The organism is Citrobacter sp. 21OH12SH02A-Citro (assembly GCF_027919895.1).
Classification (GTDB): Bacteria; Pseudomonadota; Gammaproteobacteria; order Enterobacterales; family Enterobacteriaceae; genus Citrobacter; species Citrobacter braakii.
Genome location: NZ_CP114801.1, coordinates 4,135,530 through 4,159,066, shown reverse-complemented (window position 1 = coordinate 4,159,066; position 23,537 = coordinate 4,135,530). Strand labels below are relative to the sequence as shown.

General features: G+C 54.2%; 21 protein-coding genes. 16 read left to right on the top strand and 5 right to left on the bottom strand.

Annotation, left to right across the window (positions count from 1 at the left end):
• Positions 1-80 precede the first annotated feature (80 nt).
• The 8 genes from holD (at position 81) to O6D90_RS20040 (ending at position 6,596) form a co-directional block, all read left to right on the top strand.
• On the top strand, positions 81-494 hold the full coding sequence (gene holD, locus O6D90_RS20075; protein ID WP_003837254.1) for a DNA polymerase III subunit psi: 414 nt from the start codon (positions 81-83) through the stop codon (positions 492-494).
• Positions 463-909, top strand: coding sequence for a ribosomal protein S18-alanine N-acetyltransferase (rimI, locus tag O6D90_RS20070; RefSeq protein WP_005123887.1), 447 nt, complete (start codon positions 463-465; stop codon positions 907-909). Before holD ends, rimI begins: the two co-directional genes overlap by 32 nt.
• A gap of 14 nt (positions 910-923) precedes the next feature.
• Positions 924-1,604 carry a pyrimidine 5'-nucleotidase gene (gene yjjG, locus O6D90_RS20065; protein WP_016151600.1) on the top strand — a complete coding sequence of 227 codons (681 nt, stop codon included), beginning with the start codon at positions 924-926 and terminating at the stop codon, positions 1,602-1,604.
• Positions 1,605-1,696: 92 nt separating this feature from the next.
• Complete coding sequence (gene prfC / locus O6D90_RS20060) at positions 1,697-3,286, top strand: peptide chain release factor 3 (RefSeq protein WP_016151601.1); 1,590 nt, start codon at positions 1,697-1,699, stop codon at positions 3,284-3,286.
• A gap of 306 nt (positions 3,287-3,592) precedes the next feature.
• Positions 3,593-4,210 carry a molecular chaperone OsmY gene (osmY, locus tag O6D90_RS20055; protein ID WP_016155629.1) on the top strand — a complete coding sequence of 206 codons (618 nt, stop codon included), beginning with the start codon at positions 3,593-3,595 and terminating at the stop codon, positions 4,208-4,210.
• A gap of 127 nt (positions 4,211-4,337) precedes the next feature.
• On the top strand, positions 4,338-4,499 hold the full coding sequence (locus tag O6D90_RS20050) for a DUF1328 domain-containing protein (protein ID WP_003019081.1): 162 nt from the start codon (positions 4,338-4,340) through the stop codon (positions 4,497-4,499).
• Positions 4,500-4,749: 250 nt separating this feature from the next.
• Positions 4,750-5,823, top strand: a complete 1,074-nt coding sequence (locus tag O6D90_RS20045; RefSeq protein ID WP_016151604.1) for a patatin-like phospholipase family protein — start codon at positions 4,750-4,752, stop codon at positions 5,821-5,823.
• Positions 5,820-6,596 (top strand): metal-dependent hydrolase, encoded by a 777-nt coding sequence (locus O6D90_RS20040; RefSeq protein WP_016155630.1) that lies wholly within the window; start codon positions 5,820-5,822, stop codon positions 6,594-6,596. The genes O6D90_RS20045 and O6D90_RS20040 overlap by 4 nt, the downstream gene beginning before the upstream one ends.
• A 32-nt stretch (positions 6,597-6,628) precedes the next feature.
• Here O6D90_RS20040 and O6D90_RS20035 read toward each other — a convergent pair whose 3' ends face one another.
• Positions 6,629-7,492: a YjjW family glycine radical enzyme activase gene (locus O6D90_RS20035; RefSeq protein WP_016155631.1), complete on the bottom strand. Its 864-nt coding sequence runs from the start codon at positions 7,490-7,492 to the stop codon at positions 6,629-6,631.
• Positions 7,464-9,014: a YjjI family glycine radical enzyme gene (locus O6D90_RS20030; protein WP_016155632.1), complete on the bottom strand. Its 1,551-nt coding sequence runs from the start codon at positions 9,012-9,014 to the stop codon at positions 7,464-7,466. The genes O6D90_RS20035 and O6D90_RS20030 overlap by 29 nt, the downstream gene beginning before the upstream one ends.
• Positions 9,015-9,275: 261 nt before the next feature.
• On the opposite strand from O6D90_RS20030, the gene deoC reads away from it, so the two are divergent.
• The 4 genes from deoC (at position 9,276) to deoD (ending at position 13,750) form a co-directional block, all read left to right on the top strand.
• Positions 9,276-10,055: a deoxyribose-phosphate aldolase gene (gene deoC / locus O6D90_RS20025; RefSeq protein WP_016155634.1), complete on the top strand. Its 780-nt coding sequence runs from the start codon at positions 9,276-9,278 to the stop codon at positions 10,053-10,055.
• Positions 10,056-10,234: 179 nt separating this feature from the next.
• On the top strand, positions 10,235-11,557 hold the full coding sequence (gene deoA / locus O6D90_RS20020; RefSeq protein WP_016151609.1) for a thymidine phosphorylase: 1,323 nt from the start codon (positions 10,235-10,237) through the stop codon (positions 11,555-11,557).
• 50 nt (positions 11,558-11,607) lie between these two features.
• Entirely contained in the window at positions 11,608-12,831 is a 1,224-nt protein-coding gene (deoB, locus tag O6D90_RS20015; protein ID WP_016151610.1) for a phosphopentomutase, read from the top strand.
• Between the two features lie 199 nt (positions 12,832-13,030).
• Entirely contained in the window at positions 13,031-13,750 is a 720-nt protein-coding gene (deoD, locus tag O6D90_RS20010) for a purine-nucleoside phosphorylase (RefSeq protein WP_000224864.1), read from the top strand.
• A gap of 84 nt (positions 13,751-13,834) precedes the next feature.
• On the opposite strand, the gene lplA is transcribed toward deoD, so the two are convergent.
• Both lplA and O6D90_RS20000 read right to left on the bottom strand, forming a co-directional pair.
• The gene (lplA, locus tag O6D90_RS20005; protein WP_016155635.1) at positions 13,835-14,851 is read right to left on the bottom strand and encodes a lipoate--protein ligase LplA; all 1,017 of its coding nucleotides are present in this window, start codon (positions 14,849-14,851) and stop codon (positions 13,835-13,837) included.
• Positions 14,852-14,871: 20 nt separating this feature from the next.
• Positions 14,872-15,513 carry a YtjB family periplasmic protein gene (locus tag O6D90_RS20000; RefSeq protein WP_016155636.1) on the bottom strand — a complete coding sequence of 214 codons (642 nt, stop codon included), beginning with the start codon at positions 15,511-15,513 and terminating at the stop codon, positions 14,872-14,874.
• 115 nt (positions 15,514-15,628) lie between these two features.
• On the opposite strand from O6D90_RS20000, the gene serB reads away from it, so the two are divergent.
• The 3 genes from serB (at position 15,629) to nadR (ending at position 19,358) form a co-directional block, all read left to right on the top strand.
• Positions 15,629-16,597, top strand: coding sequence for a phosphoserine phosphatase (gene serB / locus O6D90_RS19995; RefSeq protein WP_003829946.1), 969 nt, complete (start codon positions 15,629-15,631; stop codon positions 16,595-16,597).
• An 83-nt stretch (positions 16,598-16,680) separates the two neighbouring features.
• Positions 16,681-18,063, top strand: coding sequence for a DNA repair protein RadA (gene radA, locus O6D90_RS19990; RefSeq protein WP_016151613.1), 1,383 nt, complete (start codon positions 16,681-16,683; stop codon positions 18,061-18,063).
• A gap of 65 nt (positions 18,064-18,128) precedes the next feature.
• Positions 18,129-19,358, top strand: coding sequence for a multifunctional transcriptional regulator/nicotinamide-nucleotide adenylyltransferase/ribosylnicotinamide kinase NadR (gene nadR, locus O6D90_RS19985; RefSeq protein WP_016151614.1), 1,230 nt, complete (start codon positions 18,129-18,131; stop codon positions 19,356-19,358).
• A 99-nt stretch (positions 19,359-19,457) separates the two neighbouring features.
• Here the strand turns inward: nadR and ettA are convergent, their stop codons facing one another.
• Positions 19,458-21,125, bottom strand: a complete 1,668-nt coding sequence (gene ettA, locus O6D90_RS19980; RefSeq protein ID WP_003019019.1) for an energy-dependent translational throttle protein EttA — start codon at positions 21,123-21,125, stop codon at positions 19,458-19,460.
• A gap of 409 nt (positions 21,126-21,534) precedes the next feature.
• Between ettA and sltY the strand changes: the two genes are divergently transcribed.
• Positions 21,535-23,472 (top strand): murein transglycosylase, encoded by a 1,938-nt coding sequence (sltY, locus tag O6D90_RS19975; RefSeq protein WP_016155637.1) that lies wholly within the window; start codon positions 21,535-21,537, stop codon positions 23,470-23,472.
• The last annotated feature ends 65 nt before the right edge of the window (positions 23,473-23,537 follow it).

Sequence of the window (23,537 nt, the reverse complement as noted above, 5' to 3'; positions counted from 1 at the left end):
CGGGGGATTATAGTTGTTTGATGGCACGGATTCGACAAATTTGCTATATTTGCGCCCTTGATAGACAGGAGTGTTTCGCTATGACATCCCGACGAGACTGGCAGTTACAGCAATTGGGCATTACGCAGTGGTCATTGCGTCGTCCCGGCGCACTGCAGGGCGAGATCGCGATTTCAATTCCTGCGCACGTCCGTTTGGTGATGGTTGCTGCACAATTACCCGCACTAACTGAACCGTTGATGAGCGATATTTTACGCGCATTAACCGTCAGCCCGGATCAGGTTTTACAACTGACGCCTGACCGCGTCGCCATGCTGCCGCAGGGCAGTCGCTGTAATAGCTGGCGGCTGGGAACCGAAGAGCCGCTGCTGCTGGAGGGCGCTCAGGTCGAGAGTCCTGCGTTTAATGAATTACGGGAAAACCCCGCGGCCCGCGCCGCGTTATGGCAACAAATCTGCGCATATGAACACGATTTCTTCCCTCGAACCGACTGATTTACCTGCAGCATTTCAGATTGAAAAACGCGCTCACGCTTTTCCGTGGAGTGAAAAAACATTTGCCAGCAACCAGGGCGATCGCTACCTCAATTTTCAGTTGAGGGTTGACGACGTAATGGCCGCCTTTGCGATTACACAGGTCGTGCTGGATGAAGCTACGCTGTTCAATATTGCCGTCGATCCTGACTTTCAGCGCCGGGGCCTGGGGCGTGAGCTACTGGAATACCTGATCGATGAGCTGGAAAAGCGTGGAATTTTGACACTGTGGCTTGAAGTGCGCGCCTCAAATGCTGCCGCTATCGCGCTGTACGAAAGCCTGGGCTTTAACGAGGCGACGATCCGGCGCAATTACTATCCGACGGCCGATGGTCATGAAGACGCCATTATAATGGCATTGCCAATCAGCATGTAAGACAAGGTGTAATGATGAAGAAGTGGGACTGGATTTTCTTTGATGCCGACGAAACGCTGTTTACGTTTGACTCGTTTACCGGCTTACAGCGGATGTTTCTCGACTATAGCATTACCTTTACCGCTGAAGATTTTCAGGACTACCAGGCCGTAAATAAACCGCTGTGGGTGGATTATCAAAACGGTGCGATTACCTCATTACAACTCCAGCACGCTCGTTTTCAGAGCTGGGCTGAACGCCTGAAGGTTGAGCCAGGCCAGCTTAATGACGCCTTTATCAATGCGATGGCGGAGATTTGCTCGCCGTTGCCTGGGGCGGTTTCTCTGCTCAATGCGATTCGTGATAAAACAAAAATCGGTATTATTACTAACGGCTTTACGGCGTTGCAGCAAATCCGCCTTGAGCGGACGGGGCTGCGCGACTATTTCGACCTGCTGGTGATTTCTGAGCAGGTTGGCGTGGCAAAACCCGATCCCCGTATTTTTGACCATGCGCTGGAGCAGGCGGGCAATCCTGAGCGTTCCCGCGTACTGATGGTGGGCGACACCGCAGAGTCCGATATTCTTGGCGGCATTAACGCCGGGCTATCCACTTGCTGGCTAAATACGCACCACCGCGAGCAGCCAGCGGGCATTCAGCCGACCTGGACCGTGGCGTCATTAAGTGAACTGGAGCGGCTCCTGTGTAAACACTGATTGCCTCCCCCCCGTTGATGGGTAAAATAGCCGCAATTTTTCGTATTCAACTTGCACGGCCTGTTGCCGTGCTTACCTAAGAAGATTTGACTATGACGTTGTCTCCTTATTTGCAAGAGGTGGCCAAACGCCGCACTTTTGCCATTATTTCTCACCCGGATGCCGGTAAAACGACAATTACTGAAAAGGTACTGTTATTCGGACAGGCGATTCAGACCGCCGGTACGGTAAAAGGCCGTGGCTCCAGCCAGCATGCGAAATCTGACTGGATGGAAATGGAAAAACAGCGTGGTATCTCCATTACCACCTCTGTGATGCAGTTTCCATATCATGACTGCCTGGTAAACCTGCTGGACACCCCAGGGCACGAAGACTTCTCTGAAGATACATACCGTACTCTGACGGCGGTGGACTGCTGCCTGATGGTCATCGACGCCGCAAAAGGTGTTGAAGACCGGACCCGTAAGCTGATGGAAGTTACCCGTCTGCGTGATACCCCGATCCTGACCTTTATGAACAAACTCGACCGTGACATCCGCGATCCGATGGAGCTGCTGGATGAAGTCGAGAATGAACTGAAAATCGGCTGTGCGCCGATCACCTGGCCGATTGGCTGCGGTAAGTTGTTCAAAGGCGTCTATCACCTATATAAAGACGAAACTTACCTGTACCAGACGGGTAAAGGCCACACCATTCAGGAAGTGCGCATTGTTAAAGGTCTGAACAACCCGGAACTCGATGCCGCCGTGGGGGAAGACCTGGCGCAGCAGCTGCGTGACGAACTGGAGCTGGTGCAGGGCGCGTCTAACGAGTTCGACCATGAGCTGTTCCTCGCGGGCGAAATCACCCCGGTATTCTTCGGTACCGCGCTCGGTAACTTCGGCGTTGATCATATGCTGGATGGCTTAGTGGAGTGGGCGCCTGCGCCGATGCCGCGTAAAACCGACACCCGTGTCGTTGAAGCCTCAGAAGAGAAGTTCACCGGCTTTGTGTTTAAAATTCAGGCCAACATGGACCCGAAACACCGTGACCGCGTGGCGTTTATGCGCGTGGTGTCCGGCAAGTACGAGAAAGGTATGAAAATGCGCCAGGTGCGCATTGGTAAAGACGTGGTTATCTCCGATGCGCTGACTTTTATGGCCGGTGACCGTTCTCACGTGGAAGAAGCGTATCCGGGCGATATTCTGGGTCTGCACAACCACGGCACTATCCAGATTGGCGATACCTTTACCCAAGGCGAAATGATGAAGTTCACCGGTATTCCGAACTTCGCGCCGGAGCTGTTCCGTCGTATTCGTCTGAAGGATCCGTTGAAGCAGAAACAGCTGCTGAAAGGGCTGGTTCAGCTGTCCGAAGAGGGCGCAGTGCAGGTTTTCCGTCCGATCGCTAATAACGATCTGATCGTGGGCGCTGTTGGTGTGCTGCAGTTCGACGTGGTGGTTTCACGACTGAAGAGCGAATACAACGTTGAAGCGATTTATGAGTCGGTCAACGTAGCGACAGCACGCTGGGTAGAGTGTTCTGACGTGAAGAAATTCGAAGAATTCAAGCGTAAAAACGAAATTCAGCTGGCGCTGGATGGCGGCGATAACCTCACCTATATCGCGCCGACCATGGTTAACCTGAATCTCACCCAGGAACGTTACCCTGACGTTCAGTTCCGCAAAACGCGCGAACACTAATCGACCTTCAGGGCACGGTATCCGCCGTGCCCTACAACTTTTCCTGTCTTTTAAATCCCTTGCGGAATGTTCTTAAAACCTCTCGTTTTTCTTTTGTTTGCGCGTTTTTTAGTCAATCTGGACTGCGATCACGAAATCCTGAACTATATTTAACAATGTGATGACATAAATGTCGGCGTTAAATGCTTTTTAGGCTACCTGTTGCAGCTTCTATTGCTGATATTTATTCCACTTACAAGATTAGTTGCTGGCTCAAGCCGTTTTACGGCAGAGCGCAGCTTTTAGCAAACATACAGGAATACATTGATGACAATGACAGGACTTAAGATTTCTAAAACGCTGCTGGCCGTGATGCTGACCTCCGCTGTTGCAACGGGTTCTGCTTATGCAGAAAACTCCACGACGGATAAAACGCAATCCGGCGTCGAAAGTGCGGGGCAGAAAGTCGATAGCTCCATGAACAAAGTCGGTAATTTCATGGATGACAGCACCATCACTGCGAAAGTAAAAGCCGCGCTGGTGGATCACGATAGCATTAAGAGCACCGACATTTCCGTTAAAACCGACCAGAAGGTGGTGACGCTAAGCGGGTTTGTTGAAAGTCAGGCACAGGCCGAAGAGGCAGTTAAAGTCGCCAAAGGCGTTGAGGGTGTGACCTCCGTTAGCGACAAACTGCACGTACGTGATAGCAAAGACTCTTCTGTAAAAGGCTATGCGGGCGATACGGCAATCACCAGTGAGGTAAAAGCCAAGCTGCTGGCCGATGATATTGTCCCTTCCCGCAAAGTGAAAGTTGAAACCACCGATGGCGTGGTACAGCTTTCAGGAACCGTTGAATCACAGGCTCAAAGCGATCGCGCTGAGAGCATCGCCAAAGCGATTGATGGCGTGAAAAGCGTCAAAAACGATCTTAAAACTCACTAATTAGACTTAATTCGTCCTCCCGACGTTTGTCGGGAGGCGTGTTGTGCACCACACTGAAAATATCGCCGATGGGCAGCCTGAGTGCTCATATCAAGCGGTGACATTAACTATGGTAAAGGAGAAGCGCATGTTTCGATGGGGCATCATATTTCTGGTTATCGCGTTAATTGCCGCTGCACTGGGTTTTGGTGGACTGGCGGGTACCGCTGCTGGCGCAGCGAAAATTGTTTTTGTGGTGGGGATCATTCTGTTTCTGGTCAGCCTGTTTACAGGTCGTAAACGGCCCTAGCGACATCCCCTTTATTCTTCAAGTTAAAGGTGCGCTGGCTACGCGTGCTCGCCCGTATCACTTACCAGAGTAAGCAGATCGGGATTCACGCCCTTGCCGCCTTCTTGTAACTCGAATTATTTTGGGGATTAACCGTAAAGATAACTTGCTACTAAGCCAGTCCAGTCCACCGGACTGGCTTTTACGGTTTTAGCATCAGGCAATTTGCGTTACTTTGTTGTTCTATTACAAAAACAACAGGAAGGCAGAGGTGGGGCAGAGAATACCCGTCACGCTCGGTAATATTGCGCCGTTATCGTTACGTCCGTTTCAACCAGGCAGTATGGCGCTGGTGTGTGAGGGCGGCGGACAAAGAGGCATCTTCACCGCTGGCGTACTGGATGAATTCATGCGCGCGCAGTTCAATCCTTTTGATCTCTTCTACGGGACCTCCGCTGGCGCGCAAAACCTTTCAGCCTATCTTTGTAACCAGCCGGGTTACGGCCGTAAAGTCATCATGCGTTACACTACCCGACGTGAATTTTTTGACCCGGTGCGCTTTGTGCGCGGGGGAAATTTAATCGATCTCGATTGGCTGGTGGATTCGACTGCGTCCCAGATGCCGCTGGCGATGGATAACGCCGAGCGCCTGTTTGCCGCAGGGAAATCGTTTTATATGTGCGCCTGTCGGGGCGATGACTACACGCCTGGCTATTTTTCGCCGAACCGGCAAAACTGGCTCGATCTTATTCGTGCCTCCAGCGCTATTCCCGGGTTCTACCGCGCCGGGGTTGCGCTGGATGGTGTGAATTATCTCGATGGGGGAGTCAGCGACGCCATTCCCGTGCAGGAAGCGGCGAAGCAGGGGGCAAAAACGCTGGTGGTTATCCGCACCGTGCCTTCGCAAATGTATTACACCCCGCAGTGGTTCAAGCGTATGGAACGCTGGCTGGGCGAAAGCAGCCTGCAACCGCTGCTGAATCTGGTCCAGCACCATGAAGCCAGCTATCGCGCGATTCAGAGTTTTATTGAGAAACCGCCGGGCAAGCTGCGTATCTTTGAGATCTACCCGCCCAAACCGCTCCATAGCATGGCATTAGGAAGCCGTATTCCGGCGCTGCGGGAAGATTACAAGACCGGACGCCTGTGTGGTCGTTACTTCCTGGCAACCGTCGGTAAGCTGCTGGCGAAAAATGCGCCGCTGCCTCGTCAGACGCCGAAGATTGTGGTGCCGGGACCGGTCGTGGTTCCTCCCGCGCCGGTGGCTAACGACGCTCACGCCCCCGTGGTGACCAATGCGCCTCAGGCTAACGACACGACGTTTAATAACGAGGATTTGGCGTGAGTTATCGTTTTATTGATACGCATTGTCACTTTGATTTTCCGCCGTTTACGGGCGATGAATCTGCCAGTATTCAGGGCGCGGCTGACGTCGGCGTGCAAAGCATTATCGTTCCGGCCACCCAGGCGGCAAATTTTTCCCGCGTACTGGCGTTAGCGGAAAATTACCCTCCATTGTTTGCCGCCCTGGGGCTGCACCCCATTGTTATTGAACAACATAGCGATGACTGCCTGGAGCAGTTGCAGCAGGCGCTGGATAAGCGTCCGCAAAAGCTGGTGGCGGTAGGTGAGATTGGGCTGGATCTTTATCGGGACGATCCGCAATTCGATAAGCAAGAGCGGCTGCTGGAAGCGCAGCTTAAGCTGGCGAAGCGTTACGAATTGCCGGTGATCCTGCATTCGCGGCGCACTCATGACAAGCTGGCGATGCACCTGAAACGCCATGCTTTACCGCGAACCGGCGTGGTGCATGGATTTTCCGGGAGCGTGCAGCAGGCCGAACGTTTTGTGCAACTGGGCTACAAAATTGGCGTGGGCGGCACCATTACCTATCCGCGCGCCAGTAAAACCCGCGAGGTAATGGCGCAACTGCCGCTGGACTCACTGCTGCTGGAAACTGACGCGCCGGATATGCCGCTCAACGGCTTTCAGGGACAGCCGAATCGCCCGGAGCAGGTGGTCAGAGTCTTTGATGTCCTCTGCGAGCTGCGCCCGGAACCTGCGGATGTTATCGCTGATGCGCTGTATCGCAATACGACGGCGTTATTTGATTTTTAATTGCCGGACGACGGATACGTCGCATCCGGCAATTACAGGTACAGCGCCGGGAAGATCAAATTATCCACTCCGCGCTCGCTCAATCCTTGCGCCAGTTGCTCCACATCCTCAGGCGTGGCGCTCGGCCAGTCCTTCGCTTCGCCGTACACCCCGTGCGCATGAAAGGCATTTAGCCGCACTGGTACATCACCTGAACGTTTGATAAACGCCGCCAGTGCATCGATATGCTGTAGATAATCCACGTGGCCAGGAATAACCAGCAGGCGCAGTTCCGCAAGTTTTCCCTGCCCGGACAAAAAGGTAATGCTTTGTTTAATCAGCGTGTTATCGCGGCCAGTCAACTGTCGATGACACGCGCTATCCCAGGCTTTTAAATCGAGCATTACGCCGTCGCATACCGGCAGCAGTTTTTGCCAGCCGGTTTCGCTCAGCATGCCGTTGCTGTCTACCATGCAGGTCAGGTGTTGCAGTTGCGGATCGGTTTTGATCGCGTTAAACAGCGCCACGATAAACGGCAACTGGGTGGTCGCTTCGCCGCCGCTGACCGTAATTCCTTCAATAAACAGCACCGCCTTGCGAATATGCTGCAGCACTTCATCAACGCTCAGGGTTTGCGCCATCGGCGTGGCCTGCTGTGGGCACATGTGCAGGCAGGTATCGCACTGCTGACATACGTCGGATTGCCATCTCACTTTCCCCGCACTCAGGCTCAGCGCTTCATGCGGGCAATGCCGGACACATTCCCCGCAGTCGTTGCAGCGTCCCATCGTCCACGGATTGTGGCAATTTTTACAGCGCAGGTTACATCCTTGCAGAAACAGAGCCAGGCGACTGCCCGGCCCGTCGACGCAGGAGAAAGGAATGATCTTACTTACTGAAGCGCATCTGCTGTTCATGGCTAATCACGCGAGGTTGTCGTTCCAGAATGCGCGTATTGCGCGCGGCTTCTTCGCCCAGCCAGGTGGTGTTGGTGCGTGAACCTTCGGCGCGATATTTTTCCAGATCCGACAGGCGTACCATATAGCCGGTGACGCGGACCAGATCGTTACCACTCACGTTGGCAGTAAACTCACGCATCCCAGCTTTAAACGCCCCGAGGCACAATTGCACCAGCGCCTGAGGATTGCGCTTGATGGTTTCATCCAGCGTGAGAATGTCGCTGATCCCAGCGTGATAATACGCATGATGCGGCGCGACGGTTTGCAGGTGAGTGATCGGATCCGGCTCATCGCCGTAGGGCAGACGCGCGCCCGGCGTGGTGCCGATGTCAGAACTGATCCCTGACTGTGCGTGCAGCATTGCGCGCTGCTTCCAGCCAAATTTCACCGGGCTACTTTCTACAAACTCCGCCAGTTGGGCGCTGATACGATACCCGAGCTGATTGGCGACCTCGTCTTTTCCGTAGCGAGCATTCTGCCCCGCATTATCGCACAGCAGATTCACCGCCTCCGCCAGGCCATACATGCCGAACATAGGGACAAAACGTTCGGGATCAATCAACCCTTCCTGCACCAGGAAGCTATTCTCAAAGAAATGTGATTTTTCATAGAGGAATTCACATCGTGAATCAATGATGGCGATTTGCTGCTGGCAATAGTGCGGTAGGGTGCGCGTAAAGAAGTCATCGACAGAGGTGCTGCGCTCTGCGATGGCTTTCAGATTGAGCCTGACCAGCGTGCTTCCACCCCCGGCGAGCGGCAACGAGTTGTAACAGCTGACGACGCCATACTGACCTTTTGTGAAAATTTTATCATTTTCGGGGCCGTTGGAAATGTGCGGCTTACTGCACTCGCAGATATTTTGCGCCACGTTGAGCAGCAGGTCGTCAGGTGTAATTTGCGGATCATAAATGAACGTCAGATTAGGCGAAACCTGCTTTAACTCTGCGTCTGCGCGTAAAATTGCACGGGTGACAGGCGTATCTGCGGGGCCGATATTGGCATGCATAAATGCGTCTGGCAGGGTTCTGTCGAGATAACGCCAGAAACGTTTTATTCGAATATCGATCTCATCTTGTGTTAGAATTCTAACATACGGTTGCAACAGAACGTCGAGCTGGCCGAGATAGACCGGCATCGAGGTGACTGACGGAACGTGGTGATACAGGATGGTGAGTAAGGATAACGCGTCATCAAGATCCCTGGCTCCTTCCAGTTCCAGCCATGAGGAACCGTTGGCCAGAAAACGCGCGTAGTCGGGTAAAACATAGCGCGGTTTGAACGGGGCATGACCTTCATACATATCGCAGATCACCCCGTCATCCAGCGCCTGGCGAGCCTCAGCAGGTAGTTGCGGGTAAGGCAGCGCGTTTTCAGCCTCCAGTGCCAGGAAGTGGCGTTTCTGCTCAGGGCTGAGCACCGGACTGGTCACGATTTGTTGGCAACGCTGTTGCAGCGCGAGTTCGCTTGAAGTGGGCATCGTTGATTCCTTTTTATCCCGAAGGTGTAACGCCATTGTAGAAAGCAACGCCGCCACAACCTTTGATCCGGATGCGCCTGATGCCACCGCATCCCTTCCTGAAAGGTGATTTATTTGAAGTAGATCTCATTAGAGTAATGCAAATCTGTATGTGGTTTTCATTAACTGTGATGTATATCGAAGTGTAATAGCGAGTGGATGTTAGAATACTAACAAACTCGCAAGGTGAAATTTTATACGGCGATGCCGTTGGAGAATGTTATGACCGATTTAACAGCAAGCAGCCTGCGTGCACTGAAACTGATGGACCTGACCACTCTGAATGACGACGACACCAATGAAAAAGTGATCGCGCTGTGTCATCAGGCGAAGACTCCGGTAGGCAACACTGCCGCTATTTGCATCTATCCGCGTTTCATCCCTATCGCGCGTAAAACGCTGAAAGAGCAAGGCACTCCGGACATCCGTATTGCAACCGTGACCAACTTCCCGCACGGCAACGACGACATCGAGATTGCGCTGGCTGAAACCCGCGCGGCGATTGCCTACGGCGCGGATGAAGTTGACGTGGTGTTCCCTTACCGTGCCCTGATCGCCGGTAACGAGCAGGTTGGTTTTGATCTGGTTAAAGCATGTAAAGATGCGTGTGCGGCGGCAAACGTGCTGCTGAAAGTGATCATCGAAACCGGTGAGCTGAAAGAAGAGAGTCTTATCCGTAAAGCGTCTGAAATCTCCATCAAAGCGGGTGCTGATTTCATCAAAACCTCTACCGGTAAAGTGCCGGTAAATGCGACGCCGGAAAGCGCACGCATCATGATGGAAGTGATCCGCGACATGGGCGTTTCTAAAACTGTAGGTTTCAAACCGGCAGGCGGCGTGCGTACCGCAGAAGATGCACAGCAGTTCCTGGCGATTGCCGACGAACTGTTTGGCGCTGACTGGGCCGATTCCCGTCACTATCGTTTTGGGGCATCCAGCCTGCTGGCGAGCCTGCTGAAAGCGCTGGGTCACGGCGATGGTAAGAGCGCAAGCAGCTACTAATTACTCGTCATACTGCAAGCCGCAGGTGCGTTAGCTGCACTCCCTCACCCCAGTCACTTACTGTAGTAAGCGCCTGGGGATGAGCTTCCTTGCCGCTTCCTGCGACTCGAATTGTTTAGAGTAATCATTCATTGCAGTGGGTTTTCCGCTGCATTTAACCTGATTTATCGGGGGTTACCATGTTTCTCGCACAAGAAATTATTCGTAAAAAACGTGATGGTCATGCGCTGAGCGATGAAGAGATTCGTTTCTTTATCAATGGGATTCGCGACAACACCATCTCTGAAGGGCAAATCGCCGCCCTGGCGATGACCATTTTCTTCCACGATATGACAATGCCTGAGCGTGTTTCGCTGACCATGGCAATGCGTGATTCAGGAACCGTGCTGGACTGGAAAAGCCTGCAGCTGAACGGCCCGATTGTGGATAAACACTCTACCGGCGGCGTGGGTGACGTAACGTCACTGATGTTAGGCCCGATGGTCGCTGCATGTGGCGGCTATATTCCGATGATCTCCGGACGTGGTCTGGGTCATACCGGCGGTACGCTCGATAAACTGGAAGCCATCCCAGGGTTTGACATCTTCCCGGACGATGCGCGTTTCCGTGAAATTATTAAAGACGTGGGTGTGGCGATTATTGGGCAAACCAGCTCGCTCGCACCGGCGGATAAACGTTTTTATGCCACCCGCGATATTACCGCGACGGTGGATTCCATCCCGCTGATTACCGGCTCTATCCTGGCGAAAAAGCTGGCGGAAGGGCTGGATGCGCTGGTGATGGATGTGAAAGTAGGCAGCGGCGCCTTTATGCCGACCTATGAGCTTTCTGAAGCGCTTGCCGAAGCGATTGTCGGCGTGGCGAACGGAGCGGGTGTACGTACCACCGCGCTGTTAACCGATATGAACCAGGTACTGGCATCCAGCGCAGGTAACGCGGTTGAAGTCCGCGAAGCGGTGCAGTTCCTGACAGGTGAATACCGCAATCCACGTCTGTTAGACGTCACGATGGCGCTGTGCGTGGAAATGCTGATCTCCGGCAATCTGGCGAAAGACGATGCCGAAGCCCGTGCGAAATTGCAGGCGGTGCTGGATAACGGCAAAGCGGCAGAGATTTTTGGTCGCATGGTTGCGGCGCAGAAAGGCCCGACCGATTTCGTCGAAAATTATGCGAAGTACCTGCCGACGGCAATGCTCAGCAAAGCGGTATATGCTGATACCGAAGGTTTTGTCAGCGCTATGGATACCCGTGCGCTGGGAATGGCGGTTGTTTCCATGGGCGGCGGTCGTCGTCAGGCTTCGGACACCATTGATTACAGCGTTGGCTTTAGCGACATGGCGCGTCTGGGCGACAGCGTAGACGGACAGCGTCCGCTGGCGGTGATCCACGCTAAAGATGAAGCCAGCTGGCAGGAAGCGGCGAAAGCGGTCAAAGCGGCAATTAGCCTTGACGATAAAGCGCCAGAAATTACACCGACAGTCTATCGTCGTATTACCGAATAACTGTATACTGATCTGATCGCTTTTTTGCGGCGCAGATGTTGGAGAACAAGATGAAACGTGCATTTATTATGGTGCTGGACTCCTTTGGTATTGGTGCGACTGAAGATGCGGATCGCTTTGGCGACGTAGGCTCAGACACTATGGGACACATTGCAGAAGCCTGTGCGAAAGGCGAAGCTGACAAGGGTCGCAAAGGTCCACTGAATCTGCCTAACCTGACCCGTCTGGGCCTGGTGAAAGCTCACGAAGGTTCTACCGGTAAAATTGCTGCTGGTATGGACGGTAACGCGGAAGTGATTGGTGCCTACGCCTGGGCGCATGAACTCTCTTCCGGGAAAGACACGCCGTCTGGCCACTGGGAAATCGCGGGTGTTCCGGTTCTGTTTGACTGGGGTTATTTCTCCGATCATGACAACAGCTTCCCGCAGGAACTGCTGGATAAACTGGTCAAACGTGCCAACCTGCCGGGCTACCTCGGCAACTGTCACTCTTCCGGTACCGTGATCCTGGATCAACTGGGTGAAGAGCATATGAAAACCGGCAAGCCGATTTTCTATACTTCCGCAGACTCCGTGTTCCAGATTGCCTGTCACGAAGAGACTTTTGGCCTGGATAAACTCTACGAACTGTGTGAAATCGCTCGTGAAGAACTGACCGAAGGTGGTTACAACATCGGTCGTGTTATCGCGCGTCCGTTTATCGGTGATAAAGCGGGTAATTTCCAGCGTACCGGTAACCGTCACGATCTGGCCGTTGAGCCGCCAGCACCGACAGTGCTGCAGAAACTGGTCGACGAGAAAGACGGTCACGTGGTTTCCGTCGGTAAAATCGCGGATATCTACGCTAACTGCGGCATCACCAAAAAAGTGAAAGCTACCGGCCTGGACGCGCTGTTCGACGCCACCATCAAAGAGATGAAAGAAGCGGGTGATAAGACCATCGTCTTCACTAACTTCGTTGATTTCGACTCTTCCTGGGGACATCGTCGCGATATCGCTGGTTACGCTGCAGGTCTGGAACTGTTCGACCGCCGTTTGCCTGAACTGATGGAACTGGTGGGTGAAGATGACATTCTGATCCTGACCGCTGACCACGGCTGTGACCCGAGCTGGACCGGCACTGACCACACCCGTGAGCACATTCCGGTGCTGGTTTACGGCCCGAAAGTGAAACCAGGCTCTTTAGGTCACCGTGAAACTTTCGCGGATATTGGCCAGACGCTGGCGAGCTACTTTGGTACATCGCCGATGGACTACGGTAAAAACATGCTGTGATACCCGTTGTCTTTCGCGCTGTAGATGCGTTGACTTCATTCGCTCACCCCGGTCACATAGGTAATCTATGCTCCCGGGGGTTCCGAATTCGTCGCCTTCCTACAACGCGAAATCCTTAGGGTATTTGAATTCGTTTTGTCGGTTGGGTAAGGCATTGCTACCCCCCCGACAAAAACAATAAATCAAAAGGGAACTGAAGATGGCAACTCCACATATTAATGCAGAAATGGGTGATTTCGCTGACGTCGTATTGATGCCGGGCGACCCGCTGCGCGCAAAGCATATTGCTGAAACTTTCCTCGAAGATGTTCGTGAAGTGAACAACGTTCGCGGCATGTTAGGTTTCACCGGTACTTACAAAGGCCGTAAGATCTCCGTTATGGGTCACGGGATGGGTATCCCGTCCTGCTCTATCTACACCAAAGAGCTGATCACCGATTTTGGCGTGAAGAAAATCATTCGCGTAGGCTCCTGCGGCGCTGTGCGTATGGACGTTAAACTGCGTGACGTGGTTATCGGTATGGGCGCCTGCACCGACTCCAAAGTAAACCGTATCCGTTTTAAAGATCATGACTTCGCAGCTATCGCTGACTTCGACATGGTGCGTAATGCAGTTGATGCGGCAAAAGCACTGGGCGTAGACGCGCGCGTGGGCAACCTGTTCTCCGCTGACCTGTTCTACTCTCCGGACGGCGAAATGTTCGACGTAATGGAAAAATACGGCGTGCTGGGCGTGGAAATGGAAGCGGCGGGTATCTACGGCGTTGCGGCTGAGTTTGGTGCGAAAGCGCTGACCATCTGCACCGTGTCCGACCATATTCGTACTCACGAGCAGACCACTGCCGCTGAACGTCAGACGACCTTCAACGACATGATCAAAATCGCACTGGAATCCGTTCTGCTGGGCGATAAAGAGTAAGTGTTGTGATGCCCGGTAGCGCTGCGCTTACCGGGCTACAATCGATGTATGCCGGACCGCCATCCGGCATTTTCAGGCCAGCGTTTAGCTCACTGCACTGGCAATCCACGCTGACAGCTCGCGTAACTCTTTCTCCTGCCCTGGGAAATCAACCAGCAGCGCTTCGCACTCCTGTTGCAGCATATCCGCACGGTACAAACACCCCTGCAGACGACCCGCCAGCGCTTCTAACGGCGCAGGATTGAGGCTGTCGGTAAAGACCTGCGTACGGGTGATATGACCTTTTTCCACGTCGAAATGCAGCTCAACGCCGCCCCAGGTGAAACGCTCGTCCAGAAGGTGCGAGAACGCAGGCGCCTGACCAAAATTCCACTCCCAACTGCTCTGACGGGCAAAGGTTTCGGCAAAGTTCGGCAGATCCGGGGTTTTGTCCGGCGAGATAATTTCCGCTTCGACACGTTCGCCGTAGTGGGCAAAAAAGGCTTCCGTGATGGCCTGACAGACCTGTTGATGGGTGATGCCCGGCAACAGCTCCGTTAGATTCGCTACGCGTGAGCGAACCGAGGTGATGCCTTTGGCGGCGAGTTTCTTTTTATCCGGATTGAGATAGTTTGCCAGGCGGCTGAGATCGGCGTTCAACAACAGCGTGCCGTGGTGGAATCCGCGGTCTTTCGTTTCCCGATAAGCAGAGCCGGAAACTTTGCGATCGCCGTCTGGCGTTTTCACGACCAGATCGTTACGCCCGGAGGCGTCGGCGTCTACGCCCAGCGCGTTCAGGGCATGGAGGACAATAGCGGTAGAGATGGTTTTGTCGTACTCCGGTTTACCGGCCATAAAGGTAAAGCAGGTATTGCCTAAGTCATGGAACACCGCGCCGCCGCCGCTGCTGCGACGGGCGAGCCGCACGTTGTCTTCCTCCATACGGCGGGTATTACACTCTTTCCACGGGTTTTGCGCCCGGCCAATCACCACCGTATCGGCGTTACGCCACAAGAACAGGACGCGCTGCGTGGCGGGCATCTGGCGAAAAATGCACTCTTCGACCGCGAGGTTAAACCACGGATCGTAAGAGTCTGAGATAAGCAGGCGTAGTGTCGTCATGGTCGATTTCCTTTCTGTTATTACTCTTTCTTCTCGTTGTCTTCTTCCTGTACCGGTTTGTTGGCGGTCAGCAGGAAAGGGGATTGCTGCCAGCGGGTGCGCTTGCCTTGCAATAAGGTACGGGTGAGCACCACGCCAATTGCCAGTGACAGAAGCAGCATTAGGCGTAAGATGTTGGTGGTGTTATCCACCTGCTTGGCTTCGGTGGCGAGCGTGTGGGTATCCAGCGTCAGGCGTAGATAGCCCAGCGGACCATTTCTTCCCTGAATGGGCTCGACAATCTGCTGGTTAAAATAGCCCCCGGCTTTTTTGCCGTCCAACGCCAGTCGGTCTCGAACGTTGACGCTCTCACCGGTGCGTGTAATCAGGTCTCCCTTTTCATCGTAGACGCCCGCATCCAGAATACGGCTACTTTCCGTGAGCTGCGAGAGTACCGCTTTAATGCGCTTTTCATCCGGCGTTTCGGTACGCATCAGCGGGGCGACGTTCAAGGAGACCTGGCGAGCCAGCGTGCGCGCCAGCTCTTCGAGCTGCGGATTACGCTGCTGTTGGTGGCTTTGACTAAACCAGGACGCGCCCTGCATCAGGGCAACGAGCAGCGCAAGGCAGGACAATACAATCACTGCACGATGAAGTCGGAATTTCAGTTTTGTGCGAGCCATATTCCACCTGCTGAAAATTTGAGACTTAATGTTGCCAGAAGCGCTGGTTACAGGGTAGCCTCATGCGTTATTTTCCCCTGATGATTCCGACCCGAACGATTTTACAGGAGCTTTAATGCCTAACATTACCTGGTGCGATCTACCTGAAGATGTTTCTCTGTGGCCAGGTCTGCCTCTCTCTTTAAGCGGTGATGAAGTCATGCCGCTGGATTACCACGCGGGCCGCAGTGGCTGGCTGCTGTACGGTCGTGGGCTGGATAAACAACGGTTAACGCAATACCAGAGCAAACTGGGTGCGGCGATGGTGATCGTGGCGGCGTGGTGCGTTGAGGATTATCAGGTGATTCGTCTGGCGGGCTCGTTAACGCCGCGTGCGGCAAAACTGGCGCATGATGCCAAACTGGATGTTGCGCCACTGGGTAAAATTCCGCATTTGCGCACGCCGGGTTTGCTGGTGATGGACATGGATTCAACGGCTATCCAGATCGAGTGTATCGATGAAATTGCCAAACTGGCGGGAACCGGCGAAATGGTAGCCGAAGTTACCGAACGCGCGATGCGCGGCGAGCTGGACTTTACCGCCAGCTTGCGCAGCCGCGTGGCGACGTTGAAGGGCGCTGATGCCAATATTTTGCACCAGGTGCGCGAAACGCTACCACTGATGCCTGGCCTGACTCAGCTGGTGTTAAAACTGGAAACGCTCGGCTGGAAAGTGGCAATTGCCTCCGGCGGTTTTACCTTCTTTGCCGATTATCTGCGTAACAAACTACGTCTGACGGCGGCTGTGGCAAACGAGCTGGAGATCATGGACGGTAAATTCACCGGCAACGTGATCGGCGATATCGTCGATGCGCAGTACAAAGCCAACACCCTGACCCGCCTGGCGCAGGAGTATGAGATCCCGATGGCGCAGACGGTGGCGATCGGCGATGGCGCCAACGATCTGCCGATGATCAAAACGGCTGGACTGGGTATAGCGTATCATGCCAAACCCAAAGTGAATGAAAAGACGGAGATTACGATCCGTCACGCTGACCTGATGGGCGTGTTCTGCATTCTCTCTGGCAGCATGAACCAGAAATGATTTAATTGCCTGATGGCAAAGTGACCGTAGGCCGGATAAGCGCCCACGCTGTCCGGTAAACGCGCTAACGAAAGAGGTAAAACGTGGCCAAAGCTCCAAAACGCGCCTTTGTTTGTAACGAATGCGGGGCCGATTACCCGCGCTGGCAAGGGCAATGCAGCGCCTGTCAGGCCTGGAACACCATTACCGAGGTACGCCTTGCTGCGTCACCAACGGTGGCGCGTAACGAGCGGCTCAGTGGCTATGCCGGGAATGCGGGCATCGCAAAAGTGCAGAAGCTGTCTGATATCAGCCTTGAAGAGTTGCCGCGTTTTTCCACCGGATTTAAAGAGTTTGACCGCGTGCTGGGCGGCGGTGTGGTGCCAGGCAGCGCCATCCTGATTGGCGGTAACCCCGGCGCAGGGAAATCAACGCTGCTGCTGCAAACGCTGTGCAAGCTCGCTGAGCAGATGAAAACCCTGTACGTCACCGGCGAAGAGTCTTTGCAACAGGTGGCGATGCGCGCGCATCGACTCGGTCTGCCGACGGCGAATCTGAACATGCTGTCGGAAACCAGTATCGAACAAATTTGCCTGATTGCCGAAGAAGAACAGCCGAGGCTGATGGTTATCGACTCCATTCAGGTGATGCACATGGCGGACATTCAGTCTTCGCCGGGCAGCGTGGCACAGGTACGCGAAACCGCGGCTTACCTGACCCGCTTTGCCAAAACGCGCGGCGTGGCGATTGTCATGGTCGGCCACGTCACCAAAGACGGCTCGCTGGCCGGTCCAAAGGTGCTGGAGCACTGTATTGACTGCTCGGTGCTGCTCGACGGCGACGCCGATTCTCGTTTTCGTACTCTGCGTAGCCATAAAAATCGCTTTGGCGCGGTGAATGAACTGGGCGTCTTTGCCATGACCGAACAGGGGCTGCGTGAAGTTAGCAACCCTTCCGCTATCTTCTTAAGCCGTGGCGATGAAGTCACCTCCGGCAGTTCAGTGATGGTGGTCTGGGAAGGCACGCGCCCGTTGCTGGTGGAGATTCAGGCGCTGGTCGACCATTCGATGATGGCGAATCCGCGTCGTGTGGCGGTCGGTCTGGAGCAGAACCGTCTGGCGATTCTGCTGGCCGTGCTGCATCGTCACGGCGGCTTGCAGATGGCGGATCAGGACGTGTTCGTCAACGTGGTTGGCGGCGTGAAGGTTACCGAAACCAGCGCCGATCTGGCACTGCTACTGGCAATGGTTTCCAGCCTGCGCGACCGACCGCTGCCGCAGGACTTAGTGGTCTTTGGCGAAGTGGGACTGGCGGGCGAAATCCGTCCGGTACCCAGCGGCCAGGAGCGTATTTCCGAAGCGGCGAAGCACGGCTTTCGTCGGGCGATTGTTCCTGCCGCCAACGTGCCGAAAAAAGTGCCGGAAGGGATGCAGGTCTTTGGCGTTAAGAAGCTTACGGATGCTTTAAGCGTGTTTGACGACCTATAATAAAATACCCGCCGTCTTTCCGGCGGTATTGGGTATTACGTTTATTTTTACAGCAGGAGGCTCTTGTGTCATTTGATTATCTGAAAACTGCCATTAAGCAAAAGGGCTGTACCCTGCAACAGGTGGCAGATGCCAGTGGCATGACCAAGGGATATTTAAGTCAACTGCTGAATGCCAAAATTAAAAGTCCCAGCGCGCAAAAGCTGGAGGCGTTGCACCGGTTTCTCGGGCTGGAGTTTCCGCGCCAGCAGAAGAATATCGGTGTGGTATTCGGTAAGTTTTATCCGCTGCATACCGGCCATATCTATCTTATCCAGCGCGCGTGTAGTCAGGTCGATGAACTGCATATCATCATGGGGTATGACGACACGCGCGATCGCAGCCTGTTTGAAGACAGCGCTATGTCGCAACAGCCCACGGTGCCCGATCGTCTACGCTGGCTGCTGCAAACCTTTAAGTATCAGAAAAATATCCGTATTCATGCCTTCAACGAAGAGGGTATGGAGCCGTATCCACACGGTTGGGATGTGTGGAGCAACGGGATCAAAACGTTTATGCAGGAGAAAGGGATCCAGCCTAACTGGATTTACACCTCTGAAGAGTCAGATGCCCCGCAGTATCTGGAACATCTGGGGATCGAAACCGTGCTGGTGGATCCCAAACGAACGTTTATGAACATCAGCGGCGGGCAAATCCGTGAGAACCCGTTTCGCTACTGGGAGTATATTCCTACAGAAGTGAAGCCGTTTTTCGTGCGCACTGTGGCGATCCTCGGCGGAGAGTCGAGCGGAAAATCGACGCTGGTAAACAAGCTCGCCAATATCTTTAACACTACCAGTGCGTGGGAATATGGGCGTGATTACGTCTTCTCCCATTTGGGCGGTGATGAGATGGCGTTGCAGTATTCCGACTACGATAAAATCGCCCTTGGACAAGCCCAATACATTGATTTTGCTGTCAAGTATGCCAATAAAGTGGCGTTTATCGACACCGATTTCGTTACCACTCAGGCCTTCTGCAAAAAGTATGAAGGGCGTGAACACCCGTTTGTGCAGGCCCTGATTGACGAGTATCGCTTTGACCTGGTGATCCTGCTGGAGAACAATACTCCATGGGTGGCGGATGGCTTACGCAGTCTCGGCAGTTCGGTTGACAGAAAAGCGTTTCAGTCGCTGCTGGTCGAGATGCTGCAGGAAAACAATATCAATTTTGTGCACGTTCAGGAACCCGACTATGACGGTCGATTTCTGCGCTGCGTGGAGTTGGTGAAAGAGTTGATGGGCGAGCAGAGATAGCGTAAATGCCGGATGGCGTTGCGCTTATCCGGCCTACAAGTCGCACTAACCTCGTAGGCCGGATGAGGCGTAACGCCGCCACCCGGCGCTTAACGGTAATTACTTAGAAATACGCTTGTACTTAATACGCTTCGGCTCCAGCGCATCTGCGCCCAGCGTGCGTTTCTTGTACTCTTCGTATTCGGTAAAGTTACCTTCGAAGAACTCAACCTTACCTTCATCCTGGTAATCCAGGATGTGGGTCGCGATACGGTCGAGGAACCAACGGTCGTGCGAGATGACCATCGCGCAGCCCGGGAACTCCAGCAGGGCGTTTTCCAGCGCGCGCAGGGTTTCGATATCCAGGTCGTTGGTTGGTTCATCAAGCAGCAGCATGTTGCCGCCAACCTGCAGCAGCTTCGCCAGGTGCAGACGACCGCGCTCACCGCCGGAGAGTTCGCCTACGCGTTTACCCTGATCAACACCTTTAAAGTTGAAGCGGCCTACGTAGGCGCGGCTTGGCATCTCGGTGTTGCCGATCTTCATGATATCCAGCCCGCCGGAAACTTCTTCCCACACGGTTTTGCTGTTGTCCATGGCGTCACGGAACTGGTCAACGGAAGCCAGCTTGACGGTTTCACCCAGCGTGATGGTGCCGCTGTCTGGCTGTTCCTGACCGGACATCATACGGAACAGGGTAGATTTACCCGCGCCGTTCGGACCGATGATGCCGACGATGGCGCCTTTCGGTACGGAGAAGCTCAGGTCGTCAATCAGAACGCGATCGCCGTAGGATTTACGCAGATTGGTGACTTCAACGACTTTATCACCCAGACGTGCTCCAGGTGGGATAAACAGTTCGTTGGTTTCGTTACGCTTCTGGTATTCGGTGTTGTTCAGCTCTTCAAAGCGTGCCAGACGGGCTTTACCCTTAGACTGACGGCCTTTAGCGCCCTGACGCACCCACTCCAGCTCTTTCTCAATGGATTTACGGCGAGCCGCTTCCTGAGACGCTTCCTGCGCCAGACGCTGATCTTTCTGCTCCAGCCAGGAGGAGTAGTTGCCTTCCCATGGAATACCTTCGCCGCGGTCAAGCTCCAGAATCCAGCCCGCAACGTTGTCGAGGAAGTAACGGTCGTGGGTAATCGCCACCACGGTGCCTTCGAAGTCGTGCAGGAAGCGTTCCAGCCACGCAACGGATTCGGCGTCCAGGTGGTTAGTCGGTTCGTCGAGCAGCAGCATGTCTGGTTTTTCCAGCAGCAGGCGGCACAGCGCGACGCGGCGGCGTTCACCACCGGAGAGATTCTCAATTTTAGCGTCCCAGTCCGGCAGACGCAGGGCGTCAGCGGCACGCTCAAGCTGCACGTTCAGGTTATGACCGTCGTGCGCCTGAATGATCTCTTCAAACTTGCCCTGTTGCGCAGCGAGTTTATCGAAGTCGGCGTCCGGCTCGGCGTACTTTGCGTACACTTCATCCAGACCTTTCAGCGCGTTAACCACTTCGGCAACCGCTTCTTCCACGGATTCACGAACAGTATGTTCCGGGTTCAGTTTTGGTTCCTGCGGCAGGTAACCGATTTTAATGCCAGGCTGTGGGCGAGCTTCACCTTCGATATCGGTATCAATGCCGGCCATAATGCGCAGCAGGGTCGATTTACCCGCGCCGTTCAGACCAAGTACACCGATTTTGGCGCCAGGGAAGAAGCTCAGTGAGATGTTTTTAAGAATATGACGTTTCGGCGGAACGACTTTGCCGACACGATGCATGGTATAAACAAATTGGGCCACGTTGGACTCGCCTCTTTATTTATCCCGTCATACTTCAAGCTGCAGATACGTTGGCTGTGAGTTACTCGGCTCATTCATGAGCCTCGCCCTTGCGGGCCGCTGCTCCGCAGCGTTCAAATCTGTTCCTGACAGATTTGTCGTTCCCCCCAGTCACGCACTTTTGTACGCTCAGGGGATTTACTCCCTCGCCGCCTTGCTGCAACTTGAATTATTTAGGGCTAATTATTGGTAAATAGTTATCAAAGGCGAAGTGTAGCCTTTTTCATTGCCCAATCCCAGCCAGCAGATCTCACTCGCAACAAAAGTAAAAAAGTGTCCGTGACGTGGCGCATTCTGCAATGTCTGGTTAGCATGAACTAATTAAGCGGCATGATGCTGCACAGACGTAACATGAGAAGAGGAAGAGCTTGTGGACAAAGCCAATCAATTTACCTGGCGCCTGCTGGCGGCCAGCGTATGTCTGCTGACGGTCAGTCAAGTGGCGCGAGCCGATTCCCTGGATGAGCAGCGCAGTCGCTATGCGCAAATTAAACAGGCCTGGGATAACCGACAGATGGATGTCGTAGAGCAGATGATGCCCGGCCTGAAGAATTATCCTCTGTATCCTTATCTGGAATATCGTCAGATTACTGACGATCTGATGAATCAGCCTACCATTACCGTTACCAATTTTGTGCGCGCCAACCCGACGCTGCCCCCCGCGCGTACTCTGCAATCACGTTTCGTGAATGAACTGGCGCGACGGGAGGACTGGCGTGGACTACTGGCGTTCAGCCCAGAAAAACCGGGTACCACGGAAGCGCAATGCAACTATTACTTTGCGAAATGGAGCACCGGGCAAACCGAAGAGGCCTGGCAGGGCGCGAAAGAACTGTGGTTGAGCGGGAAAAGCCAGCCCAACGCCTGTGACAAATTATTCGGCGTATGGCGCGCCTCAGGAACTCAGGATCCGCTGGCGTATCTGGAGCGTATTCGTCTGGCGATGAAAGCCGGGAATACCGGTCTGGTCACGGCGTTGGCTGGACAAATGCCCGCGCAATACCAAACTATCGCTTCGGCGATCATCGCGCTGGCCAACGATCCGAATTCGGTGATGACCTTTGCACGCACCACTGGCGCGACGGATTTCACCCGACAGATGGCGGCGGTGGCTTTTTCCAGCGTGGCGCGTCAGGACGCGGAAAATGCCCGCCTGATGATCCCGTCTCTGGCGCAGGCGCAACAGCTGAATGACGAGCAAACCCAGGAGCTGCGCGACATCGTCGCCTGGCGTCTGATGGGTAATGACGTTACCGATGAGCAGGCCAAATGGCGCGATGACGCCATTATGCGCTCGAATTCCACCTCGCTTGTGGAGCGCCGTGTGCGCATGGCGCTGGGAACCGGCGATCGTCGTGGTCTGAATACCTGGCTGGCGCGTCTGCCAATGGAAGCAAAAGAGAAAGATGAGTGGCGATACTGGCAGGCGGATCTGCTGCTTGAGCGCGGGCGCGAGGCGGAAGCCAAAGAGATCCTGCACCAGCTCATGCAGCAGCGCGGTTTCTATCCGATGGTGGCGGCACAGCGTCTGGGTGAAGAGTACGAGCTGAAAGTGGATAAAGCCCCGGCAAACGTTGACTCTGCGCTGACTCAGGGACCGGAAATGGCACGTGTGCGCGAGCTAATGTACTGGAACCTGGACAATACCGCGCGCAGTGAATGGGCGAATCTGGTCACCAGTCGCACGAAGTCTGAGCAGGCTCAGCTGGCGCGTTACGCGTTCAACAATCACTGGTGGGATCTGAGCGTACAAGCGACGATCGCCGGTAAGCTGTGGGATCATCTGGAAGAGCGTTTCCCACTGGCCTACAAGGATCTGTTTACACGCTACACCAGCGGCAAGGATATTCCGCCAAGCTATGCGATGGCGATAGCGCGTCAGGAAAGCGCCTGGAACCCGAAAGTAAAATCGCCGGTTGGTGCCAGCGGGCTGATGCAGATTATGCCGGGCACGGCGACGCATACGGTGAAAATGTTCACGATTCCAGGTTACAGCAGCCCGAGCCAACTACTGGATCCTGATACCAACATCAACATTGGTACCAGCTATTTACAGTATGTCTATCAGCAATTCGGCAATAACCGCATTTTTGCGTCGGCGGCCTATAACGCTGGACCGGGGCGCGTTCGCACCTGGCTTGGCAATAGCGCGGGTCGTATCGATGCTGTCGCGTTTGTCGAAAGCATTCCATTCTCTGAGACGCGTGGCTACGTGAAGAACGTGCTGGCTTACGATGCGTACTATCGCTATTTCCTCGGTGACAAACCGGAGTTGATGAGCGACGCAGAATGGCAACGTCGTTACTGATCGTGTCGGTTGTGTTATGCTATCGTACTCGTTAAAGAGTACAAAAGGGGGAGGCAAGCACGCTT

Coding starts and splice junctions, on each gene's coding strand:
- holD (WP_003837254.1), top strand. CDS start 81: ATGACATCCCGACGAGACTGGCAGTTACAGCAATTGGGCATTACGCAG.
- rimI (WP_005123887.1), top strand. CDS start 463: ATGAACACGATTTCTTCCCTCGAACCGACTGATTTACCTGCAGCATTT.
- yjjG (WP_016151600.1), top strand. CDS start 924: ATGAAGAAGTGGGACTGGATTTTCTTTGATGCCGACGAAACGCTGTTT.
- prfC (WP_016151601.1), top strand. CDS start 1,697: ATGACGTTGTCTCCTTATTTGCAAGAGGTGGCCAAACGCCGCACTTTT.
- osmY (WP_016155629.1), top strand. CDS start 3,593: ATGACAATGACAGGACTTAAGATTTCTAAAACGCTGCTGGCCGTGATG.
- O6D90_RS20050 (WP_003019081.1), top strand. CDS start 4,338: ATGTTTCGATGGGGCATCATATTTCTGGTTATCGCGTTAATTGCCGCT.
- O6D90_RS20035 (WP_016155631.1), bottom strand. CDS start 7,492: ATGAACAGCAGATGCGCTTCAGTAAGTAAGATCATTCCTTTCTCCTGC.
- O6D90_RS20030 (WP_016155632.1), bottom strand. CDS start 9,014: ATGCCCACTTCAAGCGAACTCGCGCTGCAACAGCGTTGCCAACAAATC.
- deoC (WP_016155634.1), top strand. CDS start 9,276: ATGACCGATTTAACAGCAAGCAGCCTGCGTGCACTGAAACTGATGGAC.
- deoA (WP_016151609.1), top strand. CDS start 10,235: ATGTTTCTCGCACAAGAAATTATTCGTAAAAAACGTGATGGTCATGCG.
- deoB (WP_016151610.1), top strand. CDS start 11,608: ATGAAACGTGCATTTATTATGGTGCTGGACTCCTTTGGTATTGGTGCG.
- deoD (WP_000224864.1), top strand. CDS start 13,031: ATGGCAACTCCACATATTAATGCAGAAATGGGTGATTTCGCTGACGTC.
- lplA (WP_016155635.1), bottom strand. CDS start 14,851: ATGACGACACTACGCCTGCTTATCTCAGACTCTTACGATCCGTGGTTT.
- O6D90_RS20000 (WP_016155636.1), bottom strand. CDS start 15,513: ATGGCTCGCACAAAACTGAAATTCCGACTTCATCGTGCAGTGATTGTA.
- serB (WP_003829946.1), top strand. CDS start 15,629: ATGCCTAACATTACCTGGTGCGATCTACCTGAAGATGTTTCTCTGTGG.